Source organism: Aquabacterium sp. G14 (assembly GCF_037482285.1).
GTDB lineage: Bacteria > Pseudomonadota > Gammaproteobacteria > Burkholderiales > Burkholderiaceae_C > Aquabacterium.
The window spans coordinates 486,423-507,214 of sequence record NZ_JBBEYB010000001.1 but is presented as its reverse complement, the minus strand read 5'-3'; the positions used below and the strand labels follow the sequence as shown (position 1 = coordinate 507,214).

The window sequence follows — 20,792 nt, the reverse complement described above, 5'->3', positions numbered from 1 at the left end:
GGATCACAACATGATGCAACCCTTGGTGAGCCTGATGGCTGGTCTGGTGTTCGGCCTGGGTCTGGCCATCGCCGAGATGACCAACCCCTTGAAGGTGCTGGCCTTTCTGGATCTGGCAGGTGACTGGGACCCGAGCCTGGCCTTCGTGATGGGGGGGGCTGTCACCGTGACCGCCCTGGCCTTCCGCTTCATCCTGCGTCGGCCAGTGCCGTTTTACGGGGAGCGCTTTCACCTGCCCACGTTGACGCAGGTCGATCGCAAGCTGCTGGTCGGTGCCGCGCTGTTCGGCATCGGTTGGGGTCTGGCCGGCTACTGCCCTGGTCCGGCCCTGGCCACGGCGTTGTCGGGCAACAGCGAGGCCTGGCTGTTCGTGCCTGCGATGCTGGTGGGTGGCGCGCTGCAGCGTTGGCAACGACGCCGCGGTCAATGAAGCTCGGCAATGTCCACAAAAATAAACCCCGCCGGAAAAGACGGGGTTTGTCAGCGGTGTGAGGCCCTCTTACGAGGGCCTTTGAACTTGGTTGCGGGGGCCGGATTTGAACCGACGACCTTTGGGTTATGAGCCCAACGAGCTACCAGACTGCTCCACCCCGCGACAGAAGTGATGTATCAGACCGAAATCTGACTACTTGCAGGAAAACTCCACGGCAAGCACTGGAAATAAAAAAGCCTCTCGAATCTGACAGGCTTTCAAGGCATACGCCAAATTTTGGTTGCGGGGGCCGGATTTGAACCAACGACCTTTGGGTTATGAGCCCAACGAGCTACCAGACTGCTCCACCCCGCGACAGAGAAAGCTATTATGGCACAACTTTCTTGCCTTGACCAGTCCTGCGACAAAAAAGATCGCTGGGTCGACCGAAGCCAAAGCAAGCGCCCATGAAAAAACCCGCCACGCTTGCACGTGACGGGTTCAGAGGCGCGAACGCCTAGATGCTTATTCAGCAGCAGCTTCGGCAGCAGCTTCTTCGGTGCGCTCGACCAGCTCCATGTAGGCCATCGGAGCGTTGTCGCCCACGCGGAAGCCCATCTTCAGGATGCGGGTATAGCCGCCAGGACGCTTGGCAAAGCGGGGGCCCAGCACGTTGAACAGCTTGACGACGTTGTCGCGGTTACGCAGACGGTCGAAAGCCAGACGCTTGTTGGCAACGGTCGGCTCCTTGGCCAGGGTGATCAGCGGCTCGACAACGCGGCGCAGTTCCTTGGCCTTGGGAACGGTGGTCTTGATGGCTTCGTGCTCGATGAGCGAGTTGGCCATGTTGCGCAGCATCGCCAGACGGTGCGACGAAGTGCGGTTCAGTTTACGGAGTCCGTGTCCGTGACGCATGGTGCTAGTCCTTTCTTACTTATAAAAACCGACGGCCGTTTCAAGGTACCGCCGGGTGCACCGGATGGCCATGACGGCCATCCACTTTCAAAACAGTGTCAACGCCAGATCAGCGCTTGTCCAGACCTTGAGGCGGCCAGGCTTCCAGGCGCGAGCCCAGGGCCAGACCACGGGAAGCCAGAACTTCCTTGATCTCGTTGAGCGACTTGCGACCCAGGTTCGGGGTCTTGAGCAGCTCGGTCTCGGTACGCTGAATCAGGTCGCCGATGTAGTAGATGTTCTCGGCCTTCAGACAGTTGGCCGAACGCACCGTCAACTCCAGCTCGTCCACCGGACGCAGCAGGATCGGGTCGAACACGGCGCTGGACTTCGGCGCATCGATCAGCGTCTGCAGATCGTTGCCTTCCAAGTGCGCGAACGCAGCCAGCTGTTCCACCAGGATCTTGGCCGAAGCGCGGATCGACTCTTCCGGCGTGATGGCGCCGTTGGTTTCGATTTCCATGACCAGCTTGTCCAGGTCGGTGCGTTGCTCCACACGGGCGCTTTCGACCGTGTAGCTCACGCGGCGAACCGGCGAGAACGAAGCGTCCAGCACGATGCGGCCGATGGCCTTGCTGCTCTCTTCGCCATAGCGACGCACGTTACCCGGCACATAACCACGGCCCTTTTCGACCTTGATCTGCATGTCGAGCTTGCCGCCTTGCGACAGGTGTGCAATCACATGACCCGGGTTGATGATCTCGACGTCATGGGGGGTCTGGATGTCAGCGGCCGTGACGGGGCCTTCGCCGTCCTTGCGCAGCACCAGCGTGACTTCGTCACGGTTGTGCAGGCGGAACACCACGCCCTTGAGGTTCAGCATGATGTGAACCACATCTTCCTGAACGCCATCGATGGCGGAGTACTCGTGCAGGACGCCAGCGATCGTGACTTCCGTGGGCGCGAAACCAACCATCGACGACAACAGCACGCGACGCAGCGCGTTGCCGAGGGTGTGACCATAGCCACGCTCGAACGGTTCGAGCGTGACCTTGGCGCGGTTGCCGCCGAGCGGCTCCACCTGGATGGCTTTGGGTTTCAGCAAATTGGTTTGCATGAGGTCTTCCTGTCAATACCCTCGGCTCGTTACACCGATAAGGCCGCTGGACCAACCGGAGCACCTGCTCCGGCCCTGAAATACAAATGCACAAGGCCACACAACACGACACAATGCCGTGCGGTGCAGCCTGTAAGGTGCATTAACGAGAATACAGTTCGACGATCAGCGATTCGTTGATGTCGGAGCCGAACTCGTCACGGTCCGGGCTCTTCTTGAACACGCCTTCCAGCTTGGCGCCGTCCACTTGAACCCAGCCCGGCAGACCGATGGACTCGGCCAGCTTGTAAGCTTCTTGCACGCGAACTTGCTTTTTGGCCTTTTCACGCACAGCCACGACGTCGCCGGTCTTGACCAGGAACGAAGGGATGTTCACCACTTGACCGTTCACGACCACACCCTTGTGCCCCACCAACTGGCGAGCTTCAGCGCGGGTGGAGGCAAAGCCCATGCGATACACAACGTTGTCGAGACGCGATTCCAGCAGGGTCAGCAGGTTCGCACCGGTGTTGCCCTTGCGACGCTCAGCTTCAGCAAAGTAGCGACGGAATTGCTTTTCCAGCACACCGTACATGCGCTTGACCTTCTGCTTTTCACGCAGTTGCAGACCGAAGTCCGAGGTGCGCGAGCCGGAGGTGCGGCCGTGCTGGCCAGGCTTCGTGTCAAACTTGGCCTTGTCGCTGATGGGGCGACGGGCGCTCTTCAAAAACAGGTCGGTGCCTTCGCGGCGGGCCAGCTTGGCCTTGGGTCCGAGGTAACGTGCCACTTTCGTGTCCTTGTGATCTGTCTGACGTCAGCAACATGCCGACGCGAGTCTGGCGGCGATGAACACCAGCACAGACGGTGGGCTTATCGGTCACAGCCATGCGACACCACTACAGTGCCACAGCCATACGCAACCGTGAATAGCTTGCCATTATAGCAAGACGTCGTCACACACACTGCTGCGCTGATGCGCGTCAGAAATATGCAACGCAATAACCTCGCCAGCCTTGTTTCCATGGCTCGCGAGGTGGAAGCAGACCCATCCGCAGATGAGTCAAGCAAACGACATCAGATGCGACGACGCTTCTGAGGACGGCAGCCGTTGTGAGGAACGGGCGTCACGTCAGAGATCGAAGCGATGCGGATGCCCAGCGAAGCCAGGGCGCGCACCGACGACTCACGACCAGGACCGGGGCCCTTGATCTCGACGTCGAGGTTCTTGATGCCTTGCTCTTGAGCAGCGCGACCTGCCACTTCAGCAGCCACCTGGGCAGCGAACGGCGTGGACTTACGCGAGCCCTTGAAGCCTTGACCACCAGACGAAGCCCACGACAGAGCATTGCCCTGACGGTCCGTGATGGTGATGATGGTGTTGTTGAAGGAAGCGTGCACGTGGGCAATACCGTCTGCAATGTTCTTGCGGACCTTCTTGCTAACACGACGGGCAGCGCTGTTCGCAGGTGCTTTAGCCATGATTTATCTCTCTTGAACTCAGTCGCTTAGCCTGATCACTTCTTGCCAGCGATCGCCTTACGCGGACCCTTGCGAGTGCGAGCGTTGGTGCGAGTGCGTTGGCCACGAAGGGGCAGACCACGACGGTGACGGAAGCCGCGATAGCAGCCCAGATCCATCAGTCGCTTGATGTTCATCGAGAGTTCGCGGCGCAGGTCACCTTCAATGGTGAGCTTGCCCACTTCTTCCCGAATCTTTTCCAAGTCGCCGTCGGTCAATTCCTTGATCTTCTTGTTGAAGGGAATGCCGGCCGCCGTGCAGATTTTCTGCGCGGTGGTGCGACCAATGCCGTAGATCGAAGTCAGACCGATTTCGGTATGCTTGTGCGGCGGAATGTTGATGCCAGCAATACGTGCCATAACTGTCCTCTGAACGCGTGTGTCGTCGCCAGGTCAGGCGATCAGCCTTGACGCTGCTTGTGACGCGGGTCGGTGCAGATCACGCGAACCACGCCCTTGCGGCGGATGATTTTGCAATTACGGCACATCTTCTTGACGGATGCCGAGACTTTCATGGTCTTCTCCTGAACCGCCGATTTCTCAGCGGAAATTCGCCCACGTTTCCGGGGTCAACTAACTTCAAGCTCACTTCGCCCGGAACACGATGCGAGCACGACTCAAAACGTACGGCAAGCAATCAACATCACTCTTCGCCTGGGCAGCCCGCCATTCTAGTACAAATGCGGAGCGCATGGAAGCGATGCAGCCTGCTGGCCGATCAAAACAGTGCGGAAGGGGAATGCCCACCCAGATGGGTGTGTCGGCAAACTGACTCAACCAAACAGCGGAGCTGCCTGATCCCTTTTGCCACCAGCCAGGCTGGTGCGTTTCAGTTCGACTTGAAACTTGCCTTCTTCAACAGCGAGTCGTACTGCTGAGACATGACGTAAGACTGAACCTGCGCCCAGAAATCCATCGTGACCACCACGATGATGAGCAGAGATGTCCCACCGAAATAGAACGGAACGTTGTACTTGAGCACGAGGAACTCGGGCAACAGGCACACGGCCGTGATGTACACCGCGCCCACCAGGGTCAGACGGCCGAGAATCTTGTCGATGTATCGGGCAGTCTGGTCACCTGGGCGGATACCAGGAATGAACGCACCACTCTTCTTCAGGTTGTCTGCGGTCTCACGGCTGTTGAACACCAGCGCCGTGTAGAAGAAGCAGAAGAAGACAATGGCGATCGAGTACAAAATCACATAAATCGGCTGACCAGGCGACAGCATGCCAGCGATGTCCTTCAACCAGCGCATGCTGTCACCCGTGGCGAACCAGCTCACAGCGGTCGTCGGCAGCAAAATGATGGACGAAGCGAAAATCGGAGGGATCACGCCGGCCATGTTGATCTTCAAAGGCAGGTGCGACGACTGACCACCGTACACACGGTTGCCAACCTGACGCTTGGCGTAGTTCACCAAAATCTTGCGCTGGCCGCGCTCAACGAATACGACGAGGTAGGTGACCAGAACCACCAGGGCCACGATGAAGATGGCGGCCGGGATGCTCATGGCACCGGTGCGGATCAGCTCGAACAGACCACCCAAAGCAGAAGGCAAGCCCGCAGCGATACCGCCAAAAATAAGAATCGAAATACCGTTGCCCAGACCACGTTCAGTGATTTGCTCACCCAGCCACATGAGGAACATGGTGCCGGCAGTCAGGCTGATCACCGCAGTCATGCGGAAACCGAAACCAGGATCGATCACCAAGCCAGGCGTACCCTCCAGGGCCACAGCGATACCGAAGGACTGGAACAAGGCCAAGCCCAGCGTCGCGAAACGCGTGTACTGAGTGATCTTGCGGCGGCCGGCCTCGCCTTCCTTCTTCAAGGCTTCGAGTGTCGGCACCACATAGCCCATCATCTGCATGATGATGGACGCAGAAATGTAGGGCATGATGCCCAGCGCGAACACGGTGAAGCGCGACAACGCCCCACCCGAGAACATGTTGAACAGACTCAGGATGCCGCCTTGCTGGCCCTTGAACAACTGTTGCAGCTGCGCCGGGTCGATACCGGGCACGGGGATATGCGCCCCGATGCGGTAGACCACCAACGCGAGCAGCAGGAAGACCAAGCGACGTTGCAGGTCGCCGTACTTGCCGCTTTGAGCCAGTTGTGTGGGAGAAGTTGCCACGCTGAGTCCGTTCTCTGTCTTACGTTCGTGCTTGAATCGCAGGCTTATTCAGCCAGCGAACCACCAGCGGCTTCGATGGCAGCCTTGGCGCCAGCGGTAGCGCCGATGCCCTTGAGCACAACCTTGGCCGACAGTTCGCCCGACTTGATCACCTTGACCACCTTGGCGATCTGGGGGATCAGGCCGGCTGCCTTCAGCGACAGGACGTCGACTTCAGCCGCGCCCAGAGCTTGCAGCTCGGACAGGGTGATTTCGGCGTTGTACTTCAGCAGGTGCGACTTGAAGCCACGCTTGGGCAGGCGACGCTGCAGAGGCATTTGACCGCCTTCGAAGCCCACCTTGTGGTAGCCGCCCGAACGCGACTTCTGACCCTTGTGACCGCGACCGGCGGTCTTGCCCAGGCCGGAGCCGATGCCACGGCCCACACGGCGCTTGGCATGCTTGGCGCCCGCGGAGGGCTTGATGCTATTGAGTTCCATGGTGTTCCCCAAGTCGAAGTGCTTACAGCACCACGACCATGTAGCTGACCTTGTTGATCATGCCGCGGACAGCAGGCGTGTCTTCCAGGACAGCCGTGCTGTTCATGCGGCGCAGACCCAGACCACGCACGGTGGCGCGGTGGTCGGCACGGGTGCCGATCGGGCTGCGCACCAGCTTGACGGTGACAGTTTTCTTTTCGCTCATCTCAGCTCTCCCGCGATCAGTTGAAGATGTCTTCAACGTTCAGACCGCGCTTGGCAGCGACTTCGGCCGGGGTCGTCGCCTTGTTCAGGGCGTCGAAAGTGGCGCGAACCATGTTGTAAGGGTTGCTCGAACCGAGGCTCTTGGCCACGATGTCGGTGATGCCCATCACTTCAAACACAGCGCGCATCGGGCCGCCAGCGATGATGCCGGTACCGGCAGGAGCCGGAGCCAACAGCACCTTGGCTGCACCGTGTTCGCCACGGATGTTGTGGTGCACGGAACCGTTCTTCAACGAGACCTTGACCATGTTGCGACGAGCTTGGTCCATGGCCTTTTGAACAGCCAACGGCACTTCACGCGCCTTACCCTTGCCCATGCCAACGCGGCCATCGCCGTCGCCAACCACGGTCAGAGCTGCGAAGCCCATGATCCGGCCGCCCTTGACCACTTTGGTCACGCGGTTCACCTGGATCATCTTCTCGCGCAGACCGTCGTCGCGACCTTCGTCCGCTACCTTGGGTTGAAACTTAGCCATATGAAATTCCTTCCGGTTGCCGACGCGGCTTAGAACTGAAGACCGGCTTCACGCGCGGCTTCAGCCAAGGCCTTCACACGACCGTGATACTGGTAACCAGCGCGGTCGAAAGCGACCTTCTCGACGCCAGCAGCCTTGGCCTTCTCGGCGATGCGCTTGCCGATCAAGGCAGCGGCGGCGCTGTTGCCACCCGAAGCCTTGAGTTGCTCGCGCACTTCCTTCTCGGCGGTCGAGGCGGAGGCCAGGACCTTGCTGCCGTCGCCAGAAATCACGCTGGCGTAGATGTGCAGGTTGGTGCGGAAGACCGTCAGACGCACAGCGCCTTGCAGGGCGATGCGGGCACGCGTCTGGCGTGCGCGACGCAGGCGCTGTTCCTTCTTGCTTGTTGCCATGATGAATCAGCTCCTTACTTCTTCTTGGTCTCTTTGATGACCACGCGCTCGTCGGCGTACCGAATGCCCTTGCCCTTGTAAGGCTCTGGCGGACGGAAGGCGCGAATTTCAGCGGCGATCTGACCAACGACCTGGCGATCGGAACCCTTGATCAGGATTTCGGTCGGGGCCGGCGTCTCAACCTTGATACCAGCAGGCATGTCTTTCACCACGGGGTGAGAGAAACCGATCTGCAGGTTCAGCTTTTGACCTTGTGCCTGGGCACGGAAGCCCACGCCCACCAGGGTCAGCTTCTTCTCGAAACCCTTGCTGACACCGTTGACGGTGTTGTTCAGCAGGGCACGGAAGGTGCCGGACATGGCATTGGCGGCGGCGGTGTCGTTAGCCGGAGCCACCTTCAACTGACCGGCTTCGTTCGAGACGACAACCAGGCTGTTGGCAGGCAGGCTCAGCGTACCGAGGCTGCCCTTGACGGTGACGGCGGCTGGGGTGATCTGGACGTCCACACCTTGAGGGACGGCGATCGGCATTTTTCCAACGCGGGACATTGCGATTGCTCCTCGATTAGGCGACGTAGCAGAGCACTTCACCACCGATGCCGGCGGCGCGAGCCTTGCGGTCGGTCATCACACCCTTCGGGGTGGTCACGATTGCCACACCCAGGCCATTCATGACCTGAGGGATGTCGTGACGGCCCTTGTAGATGCGCAGACCGGGGCGGGACACACGCTCGATGCGCTCGATGACCGGGCGACCAGCGTAGTACTTCAACGAGATTTCCAGCGTGGGCTTTGCAGCCTCGCCGGTGACGGCGAAACCGTCAATGTAGCCTTCGTCCTTCAGGACCTGGGCAATCGCGACTTTCAGCTTGGACGACGGCATGGCAACACCGGTCTTGGAGACCATTTGGGCGTTGCGGATGCGTGTCAGCATGTCGGCGATGGGATCACTCATGCTCATGGGATAACTCCTGTTCGTGACCTGCTGGGATTACCAGCTCGCCTTGGTGACACCGGGGATGTCGCCAGCGAAAGCCAATTCACGGATCTTGGTGCGACCCAGACCGAACTGACGGAAAGTGCCACGGGGGCGACCAGTCAGGTTGCAGCGAGCGCGCAGACGGGTCGGGTTGGCATTGCGGGGCAGCTTTTGCAGCTCAAGACGGGCAGCGTAACGCTCTTCTTCCGACTTCTTGGCGTCATCGATGATGGCCTTCAGTTCGGCGTACTTTTGTGCGTACTTGGCAACCAGCTTTTCGCGCTTTTCTTCGCGTTGCTTCAAGGATACTTTTGCCACGATGTACCTCAGTTCTTGAACGGGAACTTGAAAGCAGCCAGCAGAGCCTTCGCTTCGTCGTCGGTCTTGGCCGTCGTCGTGATGCTGATGTTCAGACCACGGATGGCGTCGATCTTGTCGTATTCGATTTCCGGGAAAATGATCTGTTCCTTGACGCCGACGTTGTAGTTGCCGCGACCGTCAAAAGAACGACCCGAGATACCGCGGAAGTCACGAACGCGAGGCAGCGAGATGGTGACGAAACGGTCCAGGAATTCGAACATGGTGGCACCACGCAGGGTGACCATGCAGCCGATGGGCATGTTTTCGCGGATCTTGAAGCCGGCGATGGGCTTGCGGGACATGGTGACCACGGGCTTTTGACCAGCGATCTTGGTCAGGTCGCCAACGGCGTGTTCCATGACCTTCTTGTCCGACACGGCTTCCGAGACACCCATGTTCAGGGTGATCTTGGTCAGACGCGGCACTTCCATGATCGACTTGTAGCCGAACTTGGCCATCAGGTCGGGAACGACCTTTTCGCGGTAAAACTGCTGCAGGCGAGCTTGTGTTTGAGCCATTTTTGACCTCAAGCCTTGATTTCTTCGCCGCTGGACTTGTAGACGCGCACTTTCTTGCCGTCTTCCAGGAGCTTGATACCGACGCGGTCAGCCTTGCCGGAAGCAGGGTTGAAAATTGCCACGTTGGACTGGTGGATGGGCATGGTCTTGTCAACGATGCCGCCGGTGGTGCCCTTCAGAGGGTTCGGCTTGACGTGCTTTTTGGCAACGTTCACGCCTTCGACCAACAGATGGTCGGCATCCACGCGAGCGGACACAGTGCCACGCTTGCCTTTGTCACGGCCGGTCAGAACGATGACCTGGTCGCCTGTCTTGAGCTTGTTCATAAGAGCTGTCCTTTGCGTTGCGCCGAGGGATTACAGAACCTCGGGAGCCAGCGACACGATCTTCATGAAGCGCTCGGAACGCAGTTCACGCGTCACGGGGCCGAAGATGCGGGTGCCGATAGGCTCCAGCTTGGCGTTCAGCAGCACGGCGGCATTGCCATCAAACTTCACCAGAGAGCCGTCTTGACGACGAACACCCTTGGCAGTGCGGACGACCACAGCGCTGTAAACCTCGCCCTTTTTGACGCGACCACGCGGTGCAGCTTCTTTGATGCTGACCTTGATGATGTCGCCAATACCGGCGTAACGACGCTTTGAGCCACCGAGCACCTTGATGCACATGACGCTCTTAGCACCCGTGTTGTCAGCGACGTCAAGTCGCGATTGCATTTGGATCATGGTGTACCCCAACTTGGCCCGATCGGCTGCGCAAACCACTTACGCAACAACGAACGGTCAGTCTTGGGCCCGTAGAACGGGCGGATCTGAACAAGCTCACAACCTCGTGAATCCTGCCGCAGCGCGTGCCGGTTGCAATTTGAGTCTTACAACAAGCCAGCGAGGGTAACCAGGCCGAAATTGATCGCTTGAACAGCGAAGCCTTGCATTATGCATGAGGAGCTGAGACGGGGTCAAGCACTTCCTGCAAAAAATCGCAAGGGGCGAATTGTCCCTGCGCGTGCGTGCAGAGACAGTGAAAAATCAGGCGGTGCCGCCGACCGTCAGGCCTTCGATGCGCAGCGTGGGCTGGCCGACACCAACCGGCACGCTCTGGCCTTCCTTGCCGCAAGTGCCCACGCCGGGGTCGAGCGCCAGGTCGTTGCCGATCATGCTGACGCGGGTCATGGCGTCAGGGCCGTTCCCGATCAGGGTGGCGCCCTTGACGGGATACTGGATCTTGCCGTTTTCGACCCAGTAGGCCTCGGAGGCGGAGAAGACAAACTTGCCGCTGGTGATGTCGACCTGGCCGCCGCCAAAGTTGACGGCGTAGAGGCCGCGGTCGATGGAGGCGACGATTTCCTGCGGGTCCTTGTCGCCAGCCAACATGTAGGTGTTGGTCATGCGGGGCATGGGCAGGTGGGCGTAGCTTTCGCGACGGCCGTTGCCTGTGGGCGCGGTCTTCATCAGGCGGGCGTTGGTGGCGTCCTGCATGTAGTTGCGCAGGATGCCGTCTTCGATGAGGACGGTGCGCTGGGTGGCGTGGCCTTCGTCGTCGATGTTGAGCGAACCGCGGCGGTCCGGAATGGTGCCGTCGTCGAGGATGGTGACGCCCTTGGCGGCGACGCGCTGGCCGATGCGGCCGGAGAAGACGCTGGAGCCCTTGCGGTTGAAATCACCTTCCAGGCCGTGGCCGACGGCCTCGTGCAGGAGGATGCCAGGCCAGCCGTTGCCCAGTACCACGGTCATTTCGCCGGCGGGGGCGGGACGGGCTTCGAGGTTGACGAGGGCGGCGTGGACGGCCTGGTCCACATAGGTCTGTGTGACGGCCTGGCTGAAGTAGCCCAGGTCGTAGCGGCCACCGCCGCCGGCCGAGCCGACTTCGCGGCGGCCGTGCTGTTCGGCGATGACGGTGAGCGAGAGGCGGATCAGGGGGCGGACGTCGGCGGCCATGGTGCCGTCGGCGCGGGCGACCATGACAACGTCGTATTCGCAGCCAAGACCAGCCATGACCTGGACGATGCGGGGGTCCTTGGCGCGGGCGCGGCGCTCGACGTCTTCCAGCAGGGCGACCTTGGCGGCGCTGTCGAGCGAGGCGATGGGGTCAAAGGCCGGGTAGAGGGTGCGGCTGGGGGCGACGCGGGGCTCGCCCACTTTCACCTTGCGGCTTTGGCCGGCGGCGGCGATGGTGCGCACGGTGCGGGCTGCGTCGAGCAGGGCCGCTTCGGAGATGTCATCGGAGTAGGCGAAGGCGGTCTTCTCGCCAGAGATGGCGCGCACGCCCACGCCCTGGTCAATGCCAAAGCTGCCGGACTTGACGATGCCCTCTTCCAGGCTCCAGCCTTCGCTGCGGGTGTACTGAAAGTAGAGGTCGGCATCGTCCACGCGGTGGGCGGTGATGACCTGCAGGGCCTTGAACAGGGTGGACTCGTCCAGCTGGTAGGGGGCGAGCAGCAACTCACGGGCAGTCTGGAGGCGGGCGATGGTGGCGTCAACGGCGATCATGGGCGCATTGTAGGCATGGCAGCGTGTGGCTGCGCGGGGAGGATGCGAAGCCCCGCCCGTTGTGTGTTTCAGAGGGCGAGCAGGGCTTCAACGCGGCGACGCTCGTCGGGGCGGAAATGGCTCCGAATGTGGGCGTCGATGGCTTGGCGGCGCTGCGGCGGTGAGAGCTCGGGGGCGGCTTGCAGACGTGACCATTCGGTTTGCGCCGTTTGCAGGCGACCGGTCCAGTCGGCCCAGCGGGCGTCAGCCTGGGCGAGGCGATCTGCCGCGGCAGCGCCGTAGCGGGCGACGCGCTCGCTGTGCGTGGCCGGAGGCGGGGCGCTCATATTGTCCTGGCGCGCGGGAGACACGGGCAGGCCGGGGTCCGCAGGCCAGGGCTCGCCGCGTTCGAGCCGTGCCAGATCGCGCTGCGCCTCGGCTTCCTCGGTGGCGAAGAGGGCCTGGGCCCAGGCTTCGCCCAGCATCTGGCGCCGGACACGCTGCTGCTCGTCGAGCAGGGCGCGCCAGGTGACGAGGTTGTGAGGGTCAAAGACCGTGCGGTAGGGGTGGGCACGCAGTGCGAGGTGACGGTCCCATAGGGACAGGATGTCGGCAACAGGGGCGCTGCCATGCGCCCGTGCGACTTCGTCGGCGACCAGGGCGCGGAGGTCGGCCGCGGTGACCTCGCCCAGCGCCAGCAGGTAGTACTCGAAGCGGTGGCGCAAGGCCTCGCAGGGCTGGAGACGCCCGTCGCGCACGCACCAGTCGCCCGTGGGGCTGGAGACGGCGAGGGAGCCGCGGCGGAACAGGCGTTCGCGCGTTTGTGCTGGGGTGAGGCCGGGCTGGGTCGTGGCTACGGCCGGGGCGGGGCTGGCCGGGACGGGGTGCGGGGCGCCAAACCAGTCGCCCCGCTGGGTGGGGTGCTCGGCTGTGACAGGGGCGTCCTCACGGACATCTCGGAACTGAAGCCAGCCCACTGCCACCACGCCGACGGCCCCCAACGCCACCAGCATCCGGGCGATCCGGGCTGGTCGGCGTGTCTGCGGTGGGGGGTGGGTGGCGCTCATGGTCGGCACAAGAAGGCCCGTGAGCGGGCCCTGGGGGCAGACGACTTACAGGCCGACCAGCTTGAGGCGGTTGGCGTGCTGGACATAGAAGGCCAGCGGGCTGGGCGCATTGCGGCCGACCAGACCGAAGACCTGGTTGATCTCGTCGAGGTGGTTCCAGTCGTAGTTGTCCTTGAGGACCTTGCCCCAGTGGCTGGCGCAGCGGCCCACCAGGCCGTCGTGCGCCTCGGTGAAGTACTTCGAGGCGAAGGTGTCGAGCAGCGTGTCGGAGATGTCCCAGAAATTGGTTTTGACCGAGGTGCCGGAGACGGAATACCAGCGGATCGGATACCCATCCACGGCGGCGACCTCGGGGCCGCTGCCGCAAGGGGTGGTCGGCGCGCCGGCGGGGAAGCGGGCGTTGAACTTGGCCAGACCGGTGGCGCTGAGCGAATCGACCGCGGTGCGCAGGTTGACGTCGGACGTGCTGGGGGTGCCGTTGAGGAAGGAGATCAGCTTGGCCAGGGCGGTGGCGGTTTGCTCGAACAAGGCGCCGGGGGTCATGTTGGCTTCGAGCTGGTCGGCCACCTGGGAGCCGAAGTTGGCGCCGGCCACGGTGGTGACGCTGGCGACCATGGAGGGCATGACGCCCGCGGCGTAACGCACGGTGGGCCCGCCGTGGCTGTGGCCGATGAGGTTGAACTTCTACACGCCGTCGCGGGCGGCCCATTGCTGCATCTGGCGGATCACCTCTTCACCGCGGTATTCGGTGGTTTGAGACGGGTTGACCGAGGCGATGTAGACGGTGGCGCCTTCTTTGCGCAGCGCCTCGGGGATCTCGTACCAGTAGGGGATGCCAAGGACGGTGTTGAAGCCCATGAAGCCGTGGACGAGCACGATGGGGTAGCGGGTCTGCGCCGCGGTGCCGGCATGGGCGGCGGAGAGGGTGGCGATCAACAGCAGCGCCGTCAGGGCACGACGGAGGAGAGGCAAGATCATGGAGGGCTCCCGGTGAGTGCGCCAGGTTCGGCGCGTGGCAACCCCCACTGTCATGCGAGGCGTGCACAAAGTCACAAGTGGTGAACCCTGATTTCTCGGGTTGCCCCTGCCCCTTGCTCGCGGGAACAAGGCGGCCCCGCCGCGTCAGTCGGTGTCGTCGGACTGACGGTAGGTCAGGGCCTGCTCGTACAGGGCCTTGCGGGGCCGGCCGGTGACGTCGGCCAACAGACCGGCAGCCTGCTTCACCGGGATGTGCTGGACCAGGGTTTGCAGGAGCGTCGCCTGGGCGGGGGTGAGCAGGGTCTCGTCCACCTCGGCGGGTTGGGCGTGGACGACGATGACGAATTCGCCGCGCTGGCGGTGGGCTTCGGCGGTGAGCCAGGCGGGGAAGTCGGCCACTGGCAGCGTGGCGATCTCTTCGAACTGTTTGGTGAGTTCGCGGCACAGCGTGAGGCGGCCGTGCGGCAGCACCTCGACGAGGTCGCGGGCCAGGGCGTCGATGCGGTGCGGGGCCTCGAAGAGCACCACGCTGCAGGATTGGCCAAGCACCTCGCGCAGCTGGGCCTGGCGGGCGGCGCCTTTGGCGGGCAGGAAGCCGAGGAAGCGGAAGCCCTGGGCGACGGTGTCGCCGGCCACGCTCATGGCGGTGGTGACGCTGCTGGCCCCGGGCAGGGGCACGACGGTGAGGCCGGCGGCCTGGGCCGCTTGCACGAGGTGGGCCCCGGGGTCGGAGACGGCAGGCGTGCCGGCATCGCTGACATAGGCCACGCGCTGGCCGGCCTGCATGAGCGCGATCAGAGCATGGGCACCGCCAACTTCGTTGTGCTGGTGCAGGGGCACGAGGCGCTTGTCGATGCCAAGGTGGCGCAGAAAGCTGCCGGTGACACGGGTGTCTTCGCAAGCGATGACGTCGGCCAGTGTGAGGGCCTGGACAGCGCGCAGGGTGATGTCGGCCAGGTTGCCGATGGGCGTGGCGACCAGATAGAGCGCACCTTTGGGATACTGCTGGCCGCCGGCCACGTGTTGGGCCGCCTGGAGCAGCAGATTGGCATCGATGGTCACGACAAAGTCCCGGGGAGATGAGGCGGAGGAGCGCGCGCTGCGGCATTTGCTGGCGCAAGGCCTGACGCTGGTAGAGCGCAATTATCGGGTGGCGCGCGGCCCGAGTGCACGCGGCGCGGAGGTGGACCTGATCATGCGCGCCCCGGACGCGGAGGGGACACTGGTGTTCGTGGAGGTGCGACAGCGCAGTGCGCGCACGCATGGCGGTGCCGCGGCCACGGTGACGCGAGGCAAGCAGCGGCGCTGCATTCTGGGCGCGCAGTTTTACCTGTCGAGTCTGAAAGTGTGGCCGCCCTGCCGGTTTGACGTGGTGGCCATCGATGGCGAGGACGTGACCTGGCTGCCTGCGGCCTTTGATGCGTCCTGACACAGGGACTGGCAAACCCTGGGTATCATCCGCGCCATGCCGGATTCCTCCTTTCAGCAGTCTTATCTGCAGCAGCCTTTGCTGGAAACCGCCGACTGGCTGTATCAGTCGTCCGAGCGGTTGGCCCAGCAGTTGAATTACGCGGCCTTGGCCCTGATGCACACCATCACCTCGGGCGGCAAGGTACTGTGCGCCGGTGAGGGTGAAGCCGCCTGGCTGGCCCAGCAGGCCGCCACCTGGCTGGTGCGAGGCACGGGGCGTGAGCGCCCTCCTCTGTCGGCCATGGCCCTGGTGCCGCCCGCGGGCCCGATGCAGCCCACCTTGGCGCAGCAGGTGCGCGCACTGGGTCATCCCGGTGATGTGTGGCTGGCGTTTTCGCTGGAGCGCGATGACCCTGACCTGTTGGCAGCCACGGAAGCGGCGGCGGAACTGGACCTGACTTTGGTGGTCTTCACAGGAGAGGCGGCCCGCACGCTGGGGCCGCAATTGCGTGACACGGATGTGTGGGTGCCCTTGCCGGGTACGCGCGAGTCCACCTTGTTTGCGATCGGCTGGTTGGCCCTGGAAGGCCTGTGTGCGGCCGTGGACACCCACTTGCTTGGAGAGGATGCCTGATGACCCGTTTGACTTTTAGCCCCACCGTGCTGCGCTGGACCGCCGCCTTGGCCGCCGCCCTGAGTCTGTCGGCCTGCGCGCCGCTGGTCCTGGGCACCGCCGTGGGCGGCGCCTTTGTGGCGACCGACCGCCGAACCTCGGGCATGCAACTGGAAGACCAGGGCATCAAGATCAAGGCCAGCAACCGCATCAATGACGCTCTGAAGGACCGCGGCCACGTGAACGTGAACGCCTACAACCGCCGTGTGCTGTTGACTGGTGAGGTGCCGACCGAGGCCGATCGCGCTGCCGCAGCCGCTGCTGCGGGCCAGACCGAGAACGTGGCAGGCGTCGTCAACGAATTGGTGGTGGGTTTCAACAGCACGCTGTCCTCGCGTTCGAATGACGTGCTGGTGGCCACCAAGGTGCGCGCCACGCTGGTCGACGCGCGCGATCTGATGAGCAACGCCTTCGATGTGGTGGTGGAGCGCGGCGAGGTCTACCTGATGGGCATGGTGACCGAGCGCGAAGCCAACCGGGCCGCCGAGCTGGTGTCGACCATCAGCGGGGTGCGTCGCGTGGTCAAGGTGTTCGAGATCATCAGCGAGGAAGAACTGGCCCGCAAGCTGCCCAGGCCGGTGAGCCCGGCTGCCAGCGGCAGCACCCAGCCTTGATGGGCGCTCGGCCGATGGTGTGACGCCCCGGGCCTACTGACCTGGGTCGCACGCGGGAGGCGTGCGCCAGATCGGGCGGCTCAGCGCAGGCGCTTGATCAGGCTGGAGGTGTCCAGCCGGCCACCGCCCATGGCTTGCACGTCGGCGTAGAACTGATCGACCAGCGCGGTGGCGGGCAGTCGGGCGCCCAGGCGGCGACCTTCGTCGAGCACCAAGCCCAGGTCCTTGCGCATCCAATCGACAGCGAAGCCGAAATCGAACTGGTCGGCGATCATGGTGGGACCGCGGTTGACCATCTGCCAGCTGCTGGCGGCCCCTTGCGAGATCACGTTCAGCACCTGGCCCATGTCTAGCCCGGCTTTCTGACCGAACGCCAGCGCCTCGGCCAGGCCTTGCAGCAAGCCTGCCACGGCAATCTGGTTGACCATCTTGGCGAGCTGGCCGGCACCGCTGTCGCCTAGCAGGGTGACCGCGCGGGCATAAGCCGCGATGACGGGCTGAACGCGGGCATAGGCCCCGGCGTCGCCACCGCACATGACGGTCAACAGCCCATTGATCGCGCCCAGGTTGCCACCCGACACGGGGGCGTCGATGAAATGCAGGCCACGCTCGCGGGCGGCCTGCGCGAGTTCGCGGGCGACCTCAGCAGACGTGGTGGTGTGGTCGACGACGACGGCACCGGGCGCGAGGCTGTGGAAGACGCCTTGCGGGCCGGAGCAGACCTCACGCAGGTCGTCGTCGTTGCCGACGCAGGTGACGACGATGTCGGCGCCCTGAGCGGCCTCACGCGGTGTGGCAGCGGACTGTCCGCCATGGGCCTGCACCCAGGCGACGGCTTTGGCTGCGGTGCGGTTGTAGACGGTGACGGTGTGGCCGGCACGCTGGAGGTGGGCGGCCATGGGGGCGCCCATGGTGCCCAGGCCGATGCAGGCGATGCGGCGGGCGGGGGTGGGCTCGTAGGTCTTGTCGGCGACGTTCATCGGGCTCTCCGAGTTGGAGAGCCGATTGTGTCAGACACACCCAGGCCGACCGCGCCCGATCAGACGATCTGGAAGTGCTCGGTGCCGGCCGACAGGTCTTGATTGCGGGCACGCTGGCTGTGCAACTTGATCTGCAGGCGAAGGTCGTTGAGCGAGTCGGCGTTGCGCAGCGCATCTTCGTAACTGACGTAATTGCTCTCGTAGAGGTCGAACAGCGCCTGGTCGAAGGTCTGCATGCCCAGCTCGCGCGACTTCTTCATGATCTCCTTGATCTCGCCCACCGAGCCCTTGAAGATCAGATCGGCGATCAGCGGCGAGTTGAGCATCACTTCCACCGCGGCGATCCGGCCCTTGCCGGCTTCGCGCGGCAGCAGGCGCTGCGAAACCAGGGCGCGCAGGTTCAGCGACAGGTCCATCAGCAGCTGGTCGCGGCGGTCTTCGGGGAAGAAGTTGATGATGCGGTCGAGTGCCTGGTTGGCGCTGTTGGCGTGCAGGGTGGCCATGCACAGGTGACCGGTTTCAGAGAACTGGATGGCGTGTTCCATGGTCTCGCGGTCGCGGATTTCACCCATCAGGATGACGTCCGGGGCCTGGCGCAGGGTGTTCTTGAGCGCCTGTTCCCAGCCTTCGGTGTCGATGCCGATTTCGCGCTGCGAGACGATGCAGTTCTTGTGCGGATGCACGAATTCGATCGGGTCTTCGACGGTGATGATGTGACCGTAGGAGTTCTCGTTGCGGTGGTCCACCATGGCCGCCAGCGAGGTGGACTTACCGGAGCCGGTGCCCCCCACGAAGATGACCAGGCCGCGCTTGGCCATGGCCACGTCCTTGAGGATCAGGGGCAGACCCAGACCGTCAATGGTGGGCAGGTGCGCCGGGATGACCCGCAGCACGATGCCAACCTGGCCTTGCTGGATGTAGGTGTTGACGCGGAAACGGCCGATGCCCGTGGGCGCGATCGCGAAGTTGCACTCCTTGGTGCGTTCGAACTCGGCGGCCTGCTTGTCGTTCATGATCGAACGCGCCAGGGCCATGGTGTGCGAGCCGGACAAGGGCTGGGGCGAGACCTTGTTGATCTTGCCGTCAACCTTGATGGCGGGCGGGAATTCAGCCGTCAGGAAGAGGTCGGAGCCGCCCCGCGAAATCAGGAGTTTGAGCAGGTCGTTGATGAATTTGGATGCCTGGTCGCGTTCCATGGTGGTGTCCTGATTTTGTGGGGTCGGTGAAAGGCCGCGTGCGTGTGGTTCGCCAGGGGATCAACCCGGGAAGTTCTCGGGGATCTTGGCCTTGGAACGGGCCTCGGCCGGCGAGATGATGTTGCGACGCACCAGGTCGGCCAGGTTCTGGTCGAGGGTCTGCATGCCCTGGCCACTGCCGGTCTGGATGGCTGAGTACATCTGGGCGATCTTGTTTTCGCGGATCAGGTTGCGGATGGCCGAGGTGCCGATCATGATCTCGTGGGCAGCGACGCGGCCGCTGCCGTCCTTGATCTTGCACAGCGTTTGCGAGATGACGGCCTGCAGCGATTCCGACAGCATGGCGCGCACCATTTCCTTTTCGGCGGCGGGGAAGACGTCGACCACGCGGTCGATGGTCTTGGCGGCGCTGGAGGTGTGCAGGGTGCCGAACACCAAGTGGCCGGTTTCGGCGGCGGTCAGGGCCAGGCGGATGGTCTCCAAGTCACGCAATTCGCCCACCAGGATGCAGTCCGGGTCTTCACGCAGGGCTGAACGCAGGGCGTTCGAGAAGCTCATGGTGTGCGGGCCGACTTCGCGCTGGTTGATCAGGCACTTCTTGGCCTCGTGCACGAATTCGATCGGGTCTTCCACCGTGAGGATGTGACCGTATTCGGTTTCGTTGAGGTGGTTCACCATGGCGGCCAGCGTGGTGGACTTGCCCGAACCGGTCGGGCCGGTGACCAGAACCAGGCCGCGCGGCTTGAGCGCGAGGTCGCCGAAGATCTTGGGCGCGTTGAGCTGCTCGAGCGTCAGGATCTTGGACGGAATGGTCCGGAACACGGCGCCAGCGCCGCGGTTCTGGTTGAAGGCGTTGACGCGGAAACGCGCCAAGCCCTGGATTTCGAACGAGAAGTCGCACTCCAGCGTCTCTTCGAAGTGCTTGCGCTGGGCGTCGTTCATGATGTCGTACATCATTTCGTGGACCTGCTTGTGGTCCAGCGCATCGACGTTGATGCGGCGCACGTCGCCGTTCACCCGGATCATGGGAGGCAGGCCTGCCGACAAGTGGAGGTCAGATGCCTTGTTTTTGACCGAGAAGGCCAGCAGTTGGGTGATATCCATGGATGATGTCGACCTGTCATTCGTTACAGACCCATTATGGCGACGATCGCGAACAACCTGCAACTCGTACGAAACCGGATTCAGGCAGCGTGTGCTCAAACGGGGCGTCCAGCCGACAGTGTCACGCTGCTCGCGGTGAGCAAAACGTTTCCAGCCGTAACAGTGCGCGACGCATTTCACGCCGGCCAACGCTGGTTTGGCGAGAACTATGTGCAAGAGGCGCTCGACAAGATTGCCGAGCTGGCCGACCTGCGTGAGCAGATCACCTGGCACCTGATTGGCCCGCTGCAAAGCAACAAGACCCGCGTGGTGGCCGAGCACTTTGACTGGGTGCAGAGCGTGGACCGGCTCAAGATTGCACAGCGCCTGAGTGAGCAGCGCCCGGCGCATCTGCCGCCCTTGCAGGTGTGCATTCAGGTGAACACCAGTGGCGAGGAAAGCAAGAGCGGGGTGGCGCCGGGTGAGGCGCTGGCCCTGGCGCAGGCTGTCGCCGCCCTGCCCCGCCTGCAGTTGCGAGGCGTGATGGCCCTGCCCGCCCCCTCGCCCGACCCAGCCGTGCAGGCGGAAGCCCTGGCTCAGGTGCGCGTGGTGTTCGAGCAACTGCGGACGGCGGGCTTGCCGCTGGACGTCTTGTCGATGGGCATGAGCGCCGACCTGGAAGCCGCGGTGGCGCAGGGCTCGACCATGGTGCGGGTGGGCACGGCGTTGTTTGGTCAGCGTTGAGGTCGACCTGCGTCGGGGCCACGCCGGAGTGGGTCACGATTGCGGCATGATGA

At 63.1% G+C, this 20,792-nt stretch carries 30 protein-coding genes and 2 tRNA genes; 5 read left to right on the top strand and 27 right to left on the bottom strand.

The window, feature by feature from the left end:
* The first annotated feature begins 10 nt into the window (after positions 1–10).
* Positions 11–430, top strand: coding sequence for a DUF6691 family protein (locus WIT60_RS02315; protein WP_339582321.1), 420 nt, complete (start codon positions 11–13; stop codon positions 428–430).
* An 88-nt stretch (positions 431–518) separates the two neighbouring features.
* On the opposite strand, the gene WIT60_RS02310 is transcribed toward WIT60_RS02315, so the two are convergent.
* From WIT60_RS02310 to rsmI, 24 genes are all read right to left on the bottom strand, one after another.
* A tRNA-Met gene (locus tag WIT60_RS02310) sits at positions 519–595 on the bottom strand.
* Positions 596–710: 115 nt separating this feature from the next.
* Positions 711–787: transfer RNA gene (locus WIT60_RS02305), tRNA-Met, on the bottom strand.
* 150 nt (positions 788–937) lie between these two features.
* A complete protein-coding gene (gene rplQ / locus WIT60_RS02300; protein WP_339582320.1) occupies positions 938–1,327 on the bottom strand; it encodes a 50S ribosomal protein L17 in 390 nt (129 codons plus the stop codon).
* A 109-nt stretch (positions 1,328–1,436) separates the two neighbouring features.
* Positions 1,437–2,423 carry a DNA-directed RNA polymerase subunit alpha gene (locus tag WIT60_RS02295; RefSeq protein WP_320362191.1) on the bottom strand — a complete coding sequence of 329 codons (987 nt, stop codon included), beginning with the start codon at positions 2,421–2,423 and terminating at the stop codon, positions 1,437–1,439.
* Positions 2,424–2,565: 142 nt separating this feature from the next.
* Positions 2,566–3,189, bottom strand: coding sequence for a 30S ribosomal protein S4 (gene rpsD, locus WIT60_RS02290; protein ID WP_339582319.1), 624 nt, complete (start codon positions 3,187–3,189; stop codon positions 2,566–2,568).
* 287 nt (positions 3,190–3,476) lie between these two features.
* Complete coding sequence (gene rpsK, locus WIT60_RS02285) at positions 3,477–3,881, bottom strand: 30S ribosomal protein S11 (RefSeq protein WP_339582318.1); 405 nt, start codon at positions 3,879–3,881, stop codon at positions 3,477–3,479.
* Between the two features lie 35 nt (positions 3,882–3,916).
* Positions 3,917–4,279, bottom strand: coding sequence for a 30S ribosomal protein S13 (gene rpsM / locus WIT60_RS02280; RefSeq protein WP_339582317.1), 363 nt, complete (start codon positions 4,277–4,279; stop codon positions 3,917–3,919).
* Positions 4,280–4,320: 41 nt separating this feature from the next.
* A complete protein-coding gene (rpmJ, locus tag WIT60_RS02275) occupies positions 4,321–4,434 on the bottom strand; it encodes a 50S ribosomal protein L36 (RefSeq protein ID WP_035036301.1) in 114 nt (37 codons plus the stop codon).
* Positions 4,435–4,748: 314 nt separating this feature from the next.
* The gene (gene secY / locus WIT60_RS02270; protein ID WP_339582316.1) at positions 4,749–6,059 is read right to left on the bottom strand and encodes a preprotein translocase subunit SecY; all 1,311 of its coding nucleotides are present in this window, start codon (positions 6,057–6,059) and stop codon (positions 4,749–4,751) included.
* A gap of 44 nt (positions 6,060–6,103) precedes the next feature.
* Entirely contained in the window at positions 6,104–6,538 is a 435-nt protein-coding gene (gene rplO / locus WIT60_RS02265) for a 50S ribosomal protein L15 (protein WP_320362197.1), read from the bottom strand.
* A gap of 22 nt (positions 6,539–6,560) precedes the next feature.
* A complete protein-coding gene (gene rpmD, locus WIT60_RS02260) occupies positions 6,561–6,743 on the bottom strand; it encodes a 50S ribosomal protein L30 (protein ID WP_339582315.1) in 183 nt (60 codons plus the stop codon).
* Positions 6,744–6,759: 16 nt separating this feature from the next.
* Complete coding sequence (rpsE, locus tag WIT60_RS02255) at positions 6,760–7,278, bottom strand: 30S ribosomal protein S5 (RefSeq protein ID WP_339582314.1); 519 nt, start codon at positions 7,276–7,278, stop codon at positions 6,760–6,762.
* A 29-nt stretch (positions 7,279–7,307) separates the two neighbouring features.
* A complete protein-coding gene (gene rplR / locus WIT60_RS02250; RefSeq protein WP_339582313.1) occupies positions 7,308–7,670 on the bottom strand; it encodes a 50S ribosomal protein L18 in 363 nt (120 codons plus the stop codon).
* A 14-nt stretch (positions 7,671–7,684) separates the two neighbouring features.
* Positions 7,685–8,218: a 50S ribosomal protein L6 gene (gene rplF, locus WIT60_RS02245; RefSeq protein ID WP_320362202.1), complete on the bottom strand. Its 534-nt coding sequence runs from the start codon at positions 8,216–8,218 to the stop codon at positions 7,685–7,687.
* Positions 8,219–8,234: 16 nt separating this feature from the next.
* Positions 8,235–8,630 (bottom strand): 30S ribosomal protein S8, encoded by a 396-nt coding sequence (gene rpsH / locus WIT60_RS02240; RefSeq protein ID WP_320362203.1) that lies wholly within the window; start codon positions 8,628–8,630, stop codon positions 8,235–8,237.
* A 30-nt stretch (positions 8,631–8,660) separates the two neighbouring features.
* On the bottom strand, positions 8,661–8,966 hold the full coding sequence (gene rpsN / locus WIT60_RS02235; RefSeq protein WP_109037607.1) for a 30S ribosomal protein S14: 306 nt from the start codon (positions 8,964–8,966) through the stop codon (positions 8,661–8,663).
* A gap of 8 nt (positions 8,967–8,974) precedes the next feature.
* Positions 8,975–9,526 carry a 50S ribosomal protein L5 gene (gene rplE, locus WIT60_RS02230; RefSeq protein ID WP_339582312.1) on the bottom strand — a complete coding sequence of 184 codons (552 nt, stop codon included), beginning with the start codon at positions 9,524–9,526 and terminating at the stop codon, positions 8,975–8,977.
* A gap of 8 nt (positions 9,527–9,534) precedes the next feature.
* On the bottom strand, positions 9,535–9,852 hold the full coding sequence (gene rplX / locus WIT60_RS02225) for a 50S ribosomal protein L24 (RefSeq protein ID WP_339582311.1): 318 nt from the start codon (positions 9,850–9,852) through the stop codon (positions 9,535–9,537).
* Between the two features lie 30 nt (positions 9,853–9,882).
* Positions 9,883–10,251, bottom strand: a complete 369-nt coding sequence (rplN, locus tag WIT60_RS02220; RefSeq protein WP_260788821.1) for a 50S ribosomal protein L14 — start codon at positions 10,249–10,251, stop codon at positions 9,883–9,885.
* Positions 10,252–10,554: 303 nt separating this feature from the next.
* The gene (gene tldD / locus WIT60_RS02215) at positions 10,555–12,015 is read right to left on the bottom strand and encodes a metalloprotease TldD (RefSeq protein WP_339582310.1); all 1,461 of its coding nucleotides are present in this window, start codon (positions 12,013–12,015) and stop codon (positions 10,555–10,557) included.
* A gap of 68 nt (positions 12,016–12,083) precedes the next feature.
* The gene (locus tag WIT60_RS02210; RefSeq protein ID WP_339582309.1) at positions 12,084–13,061 is read right to left on the bottom strand and encodes a lipase secretion chaperone; all 978 of its coding nucleotides are present in this window, start codon (positions 13,059–13,061) and stop codon (positions 12,084–12,086) included.
* Between the two features lie 45 nt (positions 13,062–13,106).
* Positions 13,107–13,733 (bottom strand): lipase family protein, encoded by a 627-nt coding sequence (locus WIT60_RS02205; RefSeq protein WP_339582358.1) that lies wholly within the window; start codon positions 13,731–13,733, stop codon positions 13,107–13,109.
* 12 nt (positions 13,734–13,745) lie between these two features.
* On the bottom strand, positions 13,746–14,039 hold the full coding sequence (locus tag WIT60_RS02200) for an esterase/lipase family protein (protein ID WP_339582308.1): 294 nt from the start codon (positions 14,037–14,039) through the stop codon (positions 13,746–13,748).
* A 144-nt stretch (positions 14,040–14,183) separates the two neighbouring features.
* Positions 14,184–15,101 carry a 16S rRNA (cytidine(1402)-2'-O)-methyltransferase gene (gene rsmI / locus WIT60_RS02195; protein ID WP_339582307.1) on the bottom strand — a complete coding sequence of 306 codons (918 nt, stop codon included), beginning with the start codon at positions 15,099–15,101 and terminating at the stop codon, positions 14,184–14,186.
* On the opposite strand from rsmI, the gene WIT60_RS02190 reads away from it, so the two are divergent.
* From WIT60_RS02190 to WIT60_RS02180, 3 genes are read left to right on the top strand one after another with little or no spacing between them, the layout of a single operon-like run.
* Positions 15,094–15,468 (top strand): YraN family protein, encoded by a 375-nt coding sequence (locus tag WIT60_RS02190; protein ID WP_339582306.1) that lies wholly within the window; start codon positions 15,094–15,096, stop codon positions 15,466–15,468. The genes rsmI and WIT60_RS02190 overlap by 8 nt on opposite strands.
* Positions 15,469–15,504: 36 nt before the next feature.
* Positions 15,505–16,083, top strand: coding sequence for an SIS domain-containing protein (locus tag WIT60_RS02185; protein ID WP_339582305.1), 579 nt, complete (start codon positions 15,505–15,507; stop codon positions 16,081–16,083).
* The gene (locus tag WIT60_RS02180; RefSeq protein WP_339582304.1) at positions 16,083–16,736 is read left to right on the top strand and encodes a BON domain-containing protein; all 654 of its coding nucleotides are present in this window, start codon (positions 16,083–16,085) and stop codon (positions 16,734–16,736) included. The genes WIT60_RS02185 and WIT60_RS02180 overlap by 1 nt, the downstream gene beginning before the upstream one ends.
* An 80-nt stretch (positions 16,737–16,816) precedes the next feature.
* Here the strand turns inward: WIT60_RS02180 and WIT60_RS02175 are convergent, their stop codons facing one another.
* The 3 genes from WIT60_RS02175 to WIT60_RS02165 are packed head-to-tail and all read right to left on the bottom strand — an operon-like array spanning position 16,817 to position 20,016.
* Positions 16,817–17,716, bottom strand: a complete 900-nt coding sequence (locus WIT60_RS02175; RefSeq protein WP_339582303.1) for an NAD(P)-dependent oxidoreductase — start codon at positions 17,714–17,716, stop codon at positions 16,817–16,819.
* A gap of 59 nt (positions 17,717–17,775) precedes the next feature.
* On the bottom strand, positions 17,776–18,912 hold the full coding sequence (locus WIT60_RS02170; RefSeq protein ID WP_339582302.1) for a PilT/PilU family type 4a pilus ATPase: 1,137 nt from the start codon (positions 18,910–18,912) through the stop codon (positions 17,776–17,778).
* 60 nt (positions 18,913–18,972) lie between these two features.
* On the bottom strand, positions 18,973–20,016 hold the full coding sequence (locus WIT60_RS02165; protein WP_339582301.1) for a type IV pilus twitching motility protein PilT: 1,044 nt from the start codon (positions 20,014–20,016) through the stop codon (positions 18,973–18,975).
* A 36-nt stretch (positions 20,017–20,052) separates the two neighbouring features.
* Between WIT60_RS02165 and WIT60_RS02160 the strand changes: the two genes are divergently transcribed.
* Entirely contained in the window at positions 20,053–20,739 is a 687-nt protein-coding gene (locus WIT60_RS02160) for a YggS family pyridoxal phosphate-dependent enzyme (RefSeq protein ID WP_339582300.1), read from the top strand.
* The last annotated feature ends 53 nt before the right edge of the window (positions 20,740–20,792 follow it).

Excerpts from the sequence above, each read along its gene's own strand:
- WIT60_RS02315 (WP_339582321.1), top strand. The coding sequence starts at position 11 with ATGATGCAACCCTTGGTGAGCCTGATGGCTGGTCTGGTGTTCGGCCTG.
- rplQ (WP_339582320.1), bottom strand. The coding sequence starts at position 1,327 with ATGCGTCACGGACACGGACTCCGTAAACTGAACCGCACTTCGTCGCAC.
- WIT60_RS02295 (WP_320362191.1), bottom strand. The coding sequence starts at position 2,423 with ATGCAAACCAATTTGCTGAAACCCAAAGCCATCCAGGTGGAGCCGCTC.
- rpsK (WP_339582318.1), bottom strand. The coding sequence starts at position 3,881 with ATGGCTAAAGCACCTGCGAACAGCGCTGCCCGTCGTGTTAGCAAGAAG.
- rpsM (WP_339582317.1), bottom strand. The coding sequence starts at position 4,279 with ATGGCACGTATTGCTGGCATCAACATTCCGCCGCACAAGCATACCGAA.
- rpmJ (WP_035036301.1), bottom strand. The coding sequence starts at position 4,434 with ATGAAAGTCTCGGCATCCGTCAAGAAGATGTGCCGTAATTGCAAAATC.
- rplO (WP_320362197.1), bottom strand. The coding sequence starts at position 6,538 with ATGGAACTCAATAGCATCAAGCCCTCCGCGGGCGCCAAGCATGCCAAG.
- rpmD (WP_339582315.1), bottom strand. The coding sequence starts at position 6,743 with ATGAGCGAAAAGAAAACTGTCACCGTCAAGCTGGTGCGCAGCCCGATC.
- rpsE (WP_339582314.1), bottom strand. The coding sequence starts at position 7,278 with ATGGCTAAGTTTCAACCCAAGGTAGCGGACGAAGGTCGCGACGACGGT.
- rplR (WP_339582313.1), bottom strand. The coding sequence starts at position 7,670 with ATGGCAACAAGCAAGAAGGAACAGCGCCTGCGTCGCGCACGCCAGACG.
- rplF (WP_320362202.1), bottom strand. The coding sequence starts at position 8,218 with ATGTCCCGCGTTGGAAAAATGCCGATCGCCGTCCCTCAAGGTGTGGAC.
- rpsH (WP_320362203.1), bottom strand. The coding sequence starts at position 8,630 with ATGAGCATGAGTGATCCCATCGCCGACATGCTGACACGCATCCGCAAC.
- rplE (WP_339582312.1), bottom strand. The coding sequence starts at position 9,526 with ATGGCTCAAACACAAGCTCGCCTGCAGCAGTTTTACCGCGAAAAGGTC.
- rplX (WP_339582311.1), bottom strand. The coding sequence starts at position 9,852 with ATGAACAAGCTCAAGACAGGCGACCAGGTCATCGTTCTGACCGGCCGT.
- rplN (WP_260788821.1), bottom strand. The coding sequence starts at position 10,251 with ATGATCCAAATGCAATCGCGACTTGACGTCGCTGACAACACGGGTGCT.
- tldD (WP_339582310.1), bottom strand. The coding sequence starts at position 12,015 with ATGATCGCCGTTGACGCCACCATCGCCCGCCTCCAGACTGCCCGTGAG.
- WIT60_RS02210 (WP_339582309.1), bottom strand. The coding sequence starts at position 13,061 with ATGAGCGCCACCCACCCCCCACCGCAGACACGCCGACCAGCCCGGATC.
- WIT60_RS02200 (WP_339582308.1), bottom strand. The coding sequence starts at position 14,039 with ATGATCTTGCCTCTCCTCCGTCGTGCCCTGACGGCGCTGCTGTTGATC.
- WIT60_RS02190 (WP_339582306.1), top strand. The coding sequence starts at position 15,094 with ATGGTCACGACAAAGTCCCGGGGAGATGAGGCGGAGGAGCGCGCGCTG.
- WIT60_RS02185 (WP_339582305.1), top strand. The coding sequence starts at position 15,505 with ATGCCGGATTCCTCCTTTCAGCAGTCTTATCTGCAGCAGCCTTTGCTG.
- WIT60_RS02180 (WP_339582304.1), top strand. The coding sequence starts at position 16,083 with ATGACCCGTTTGACTTTTAGCCCCACCGTGCTGCGCTGGACCGCCGCC.
- WIT60_RS02175 (WP_339582303.1), bottom strand. The coding sequence starts at position 17,716 with ATGAACGTCGCCGACAAGACCTACGAGCCCACCCCCGCCCGCCGCATC.
- WIT60_RS02170 (WP_339582302.1), bottom strand. The coding sequence starts at position 18,912 with ATGGAACGCGACCAGGCATCCAAATTCATCAACGACCTGCTCAAACTC.
- WIT60_RS02165 (WP_339582301.1), bottom strand. The coding sequence starts at position 20,016 with ATGGATATCACCCAACTGCTGGCCTTCTCGGTCAAAAACAAGGCATCT.
- WIT60_RS02160 (WP_339582300.1), top strand. The coding sequence starts at position 20,053 with ATGGCGACGATCGCGAACAACCTGCAACTCGTACGAAACCGGATTCAG.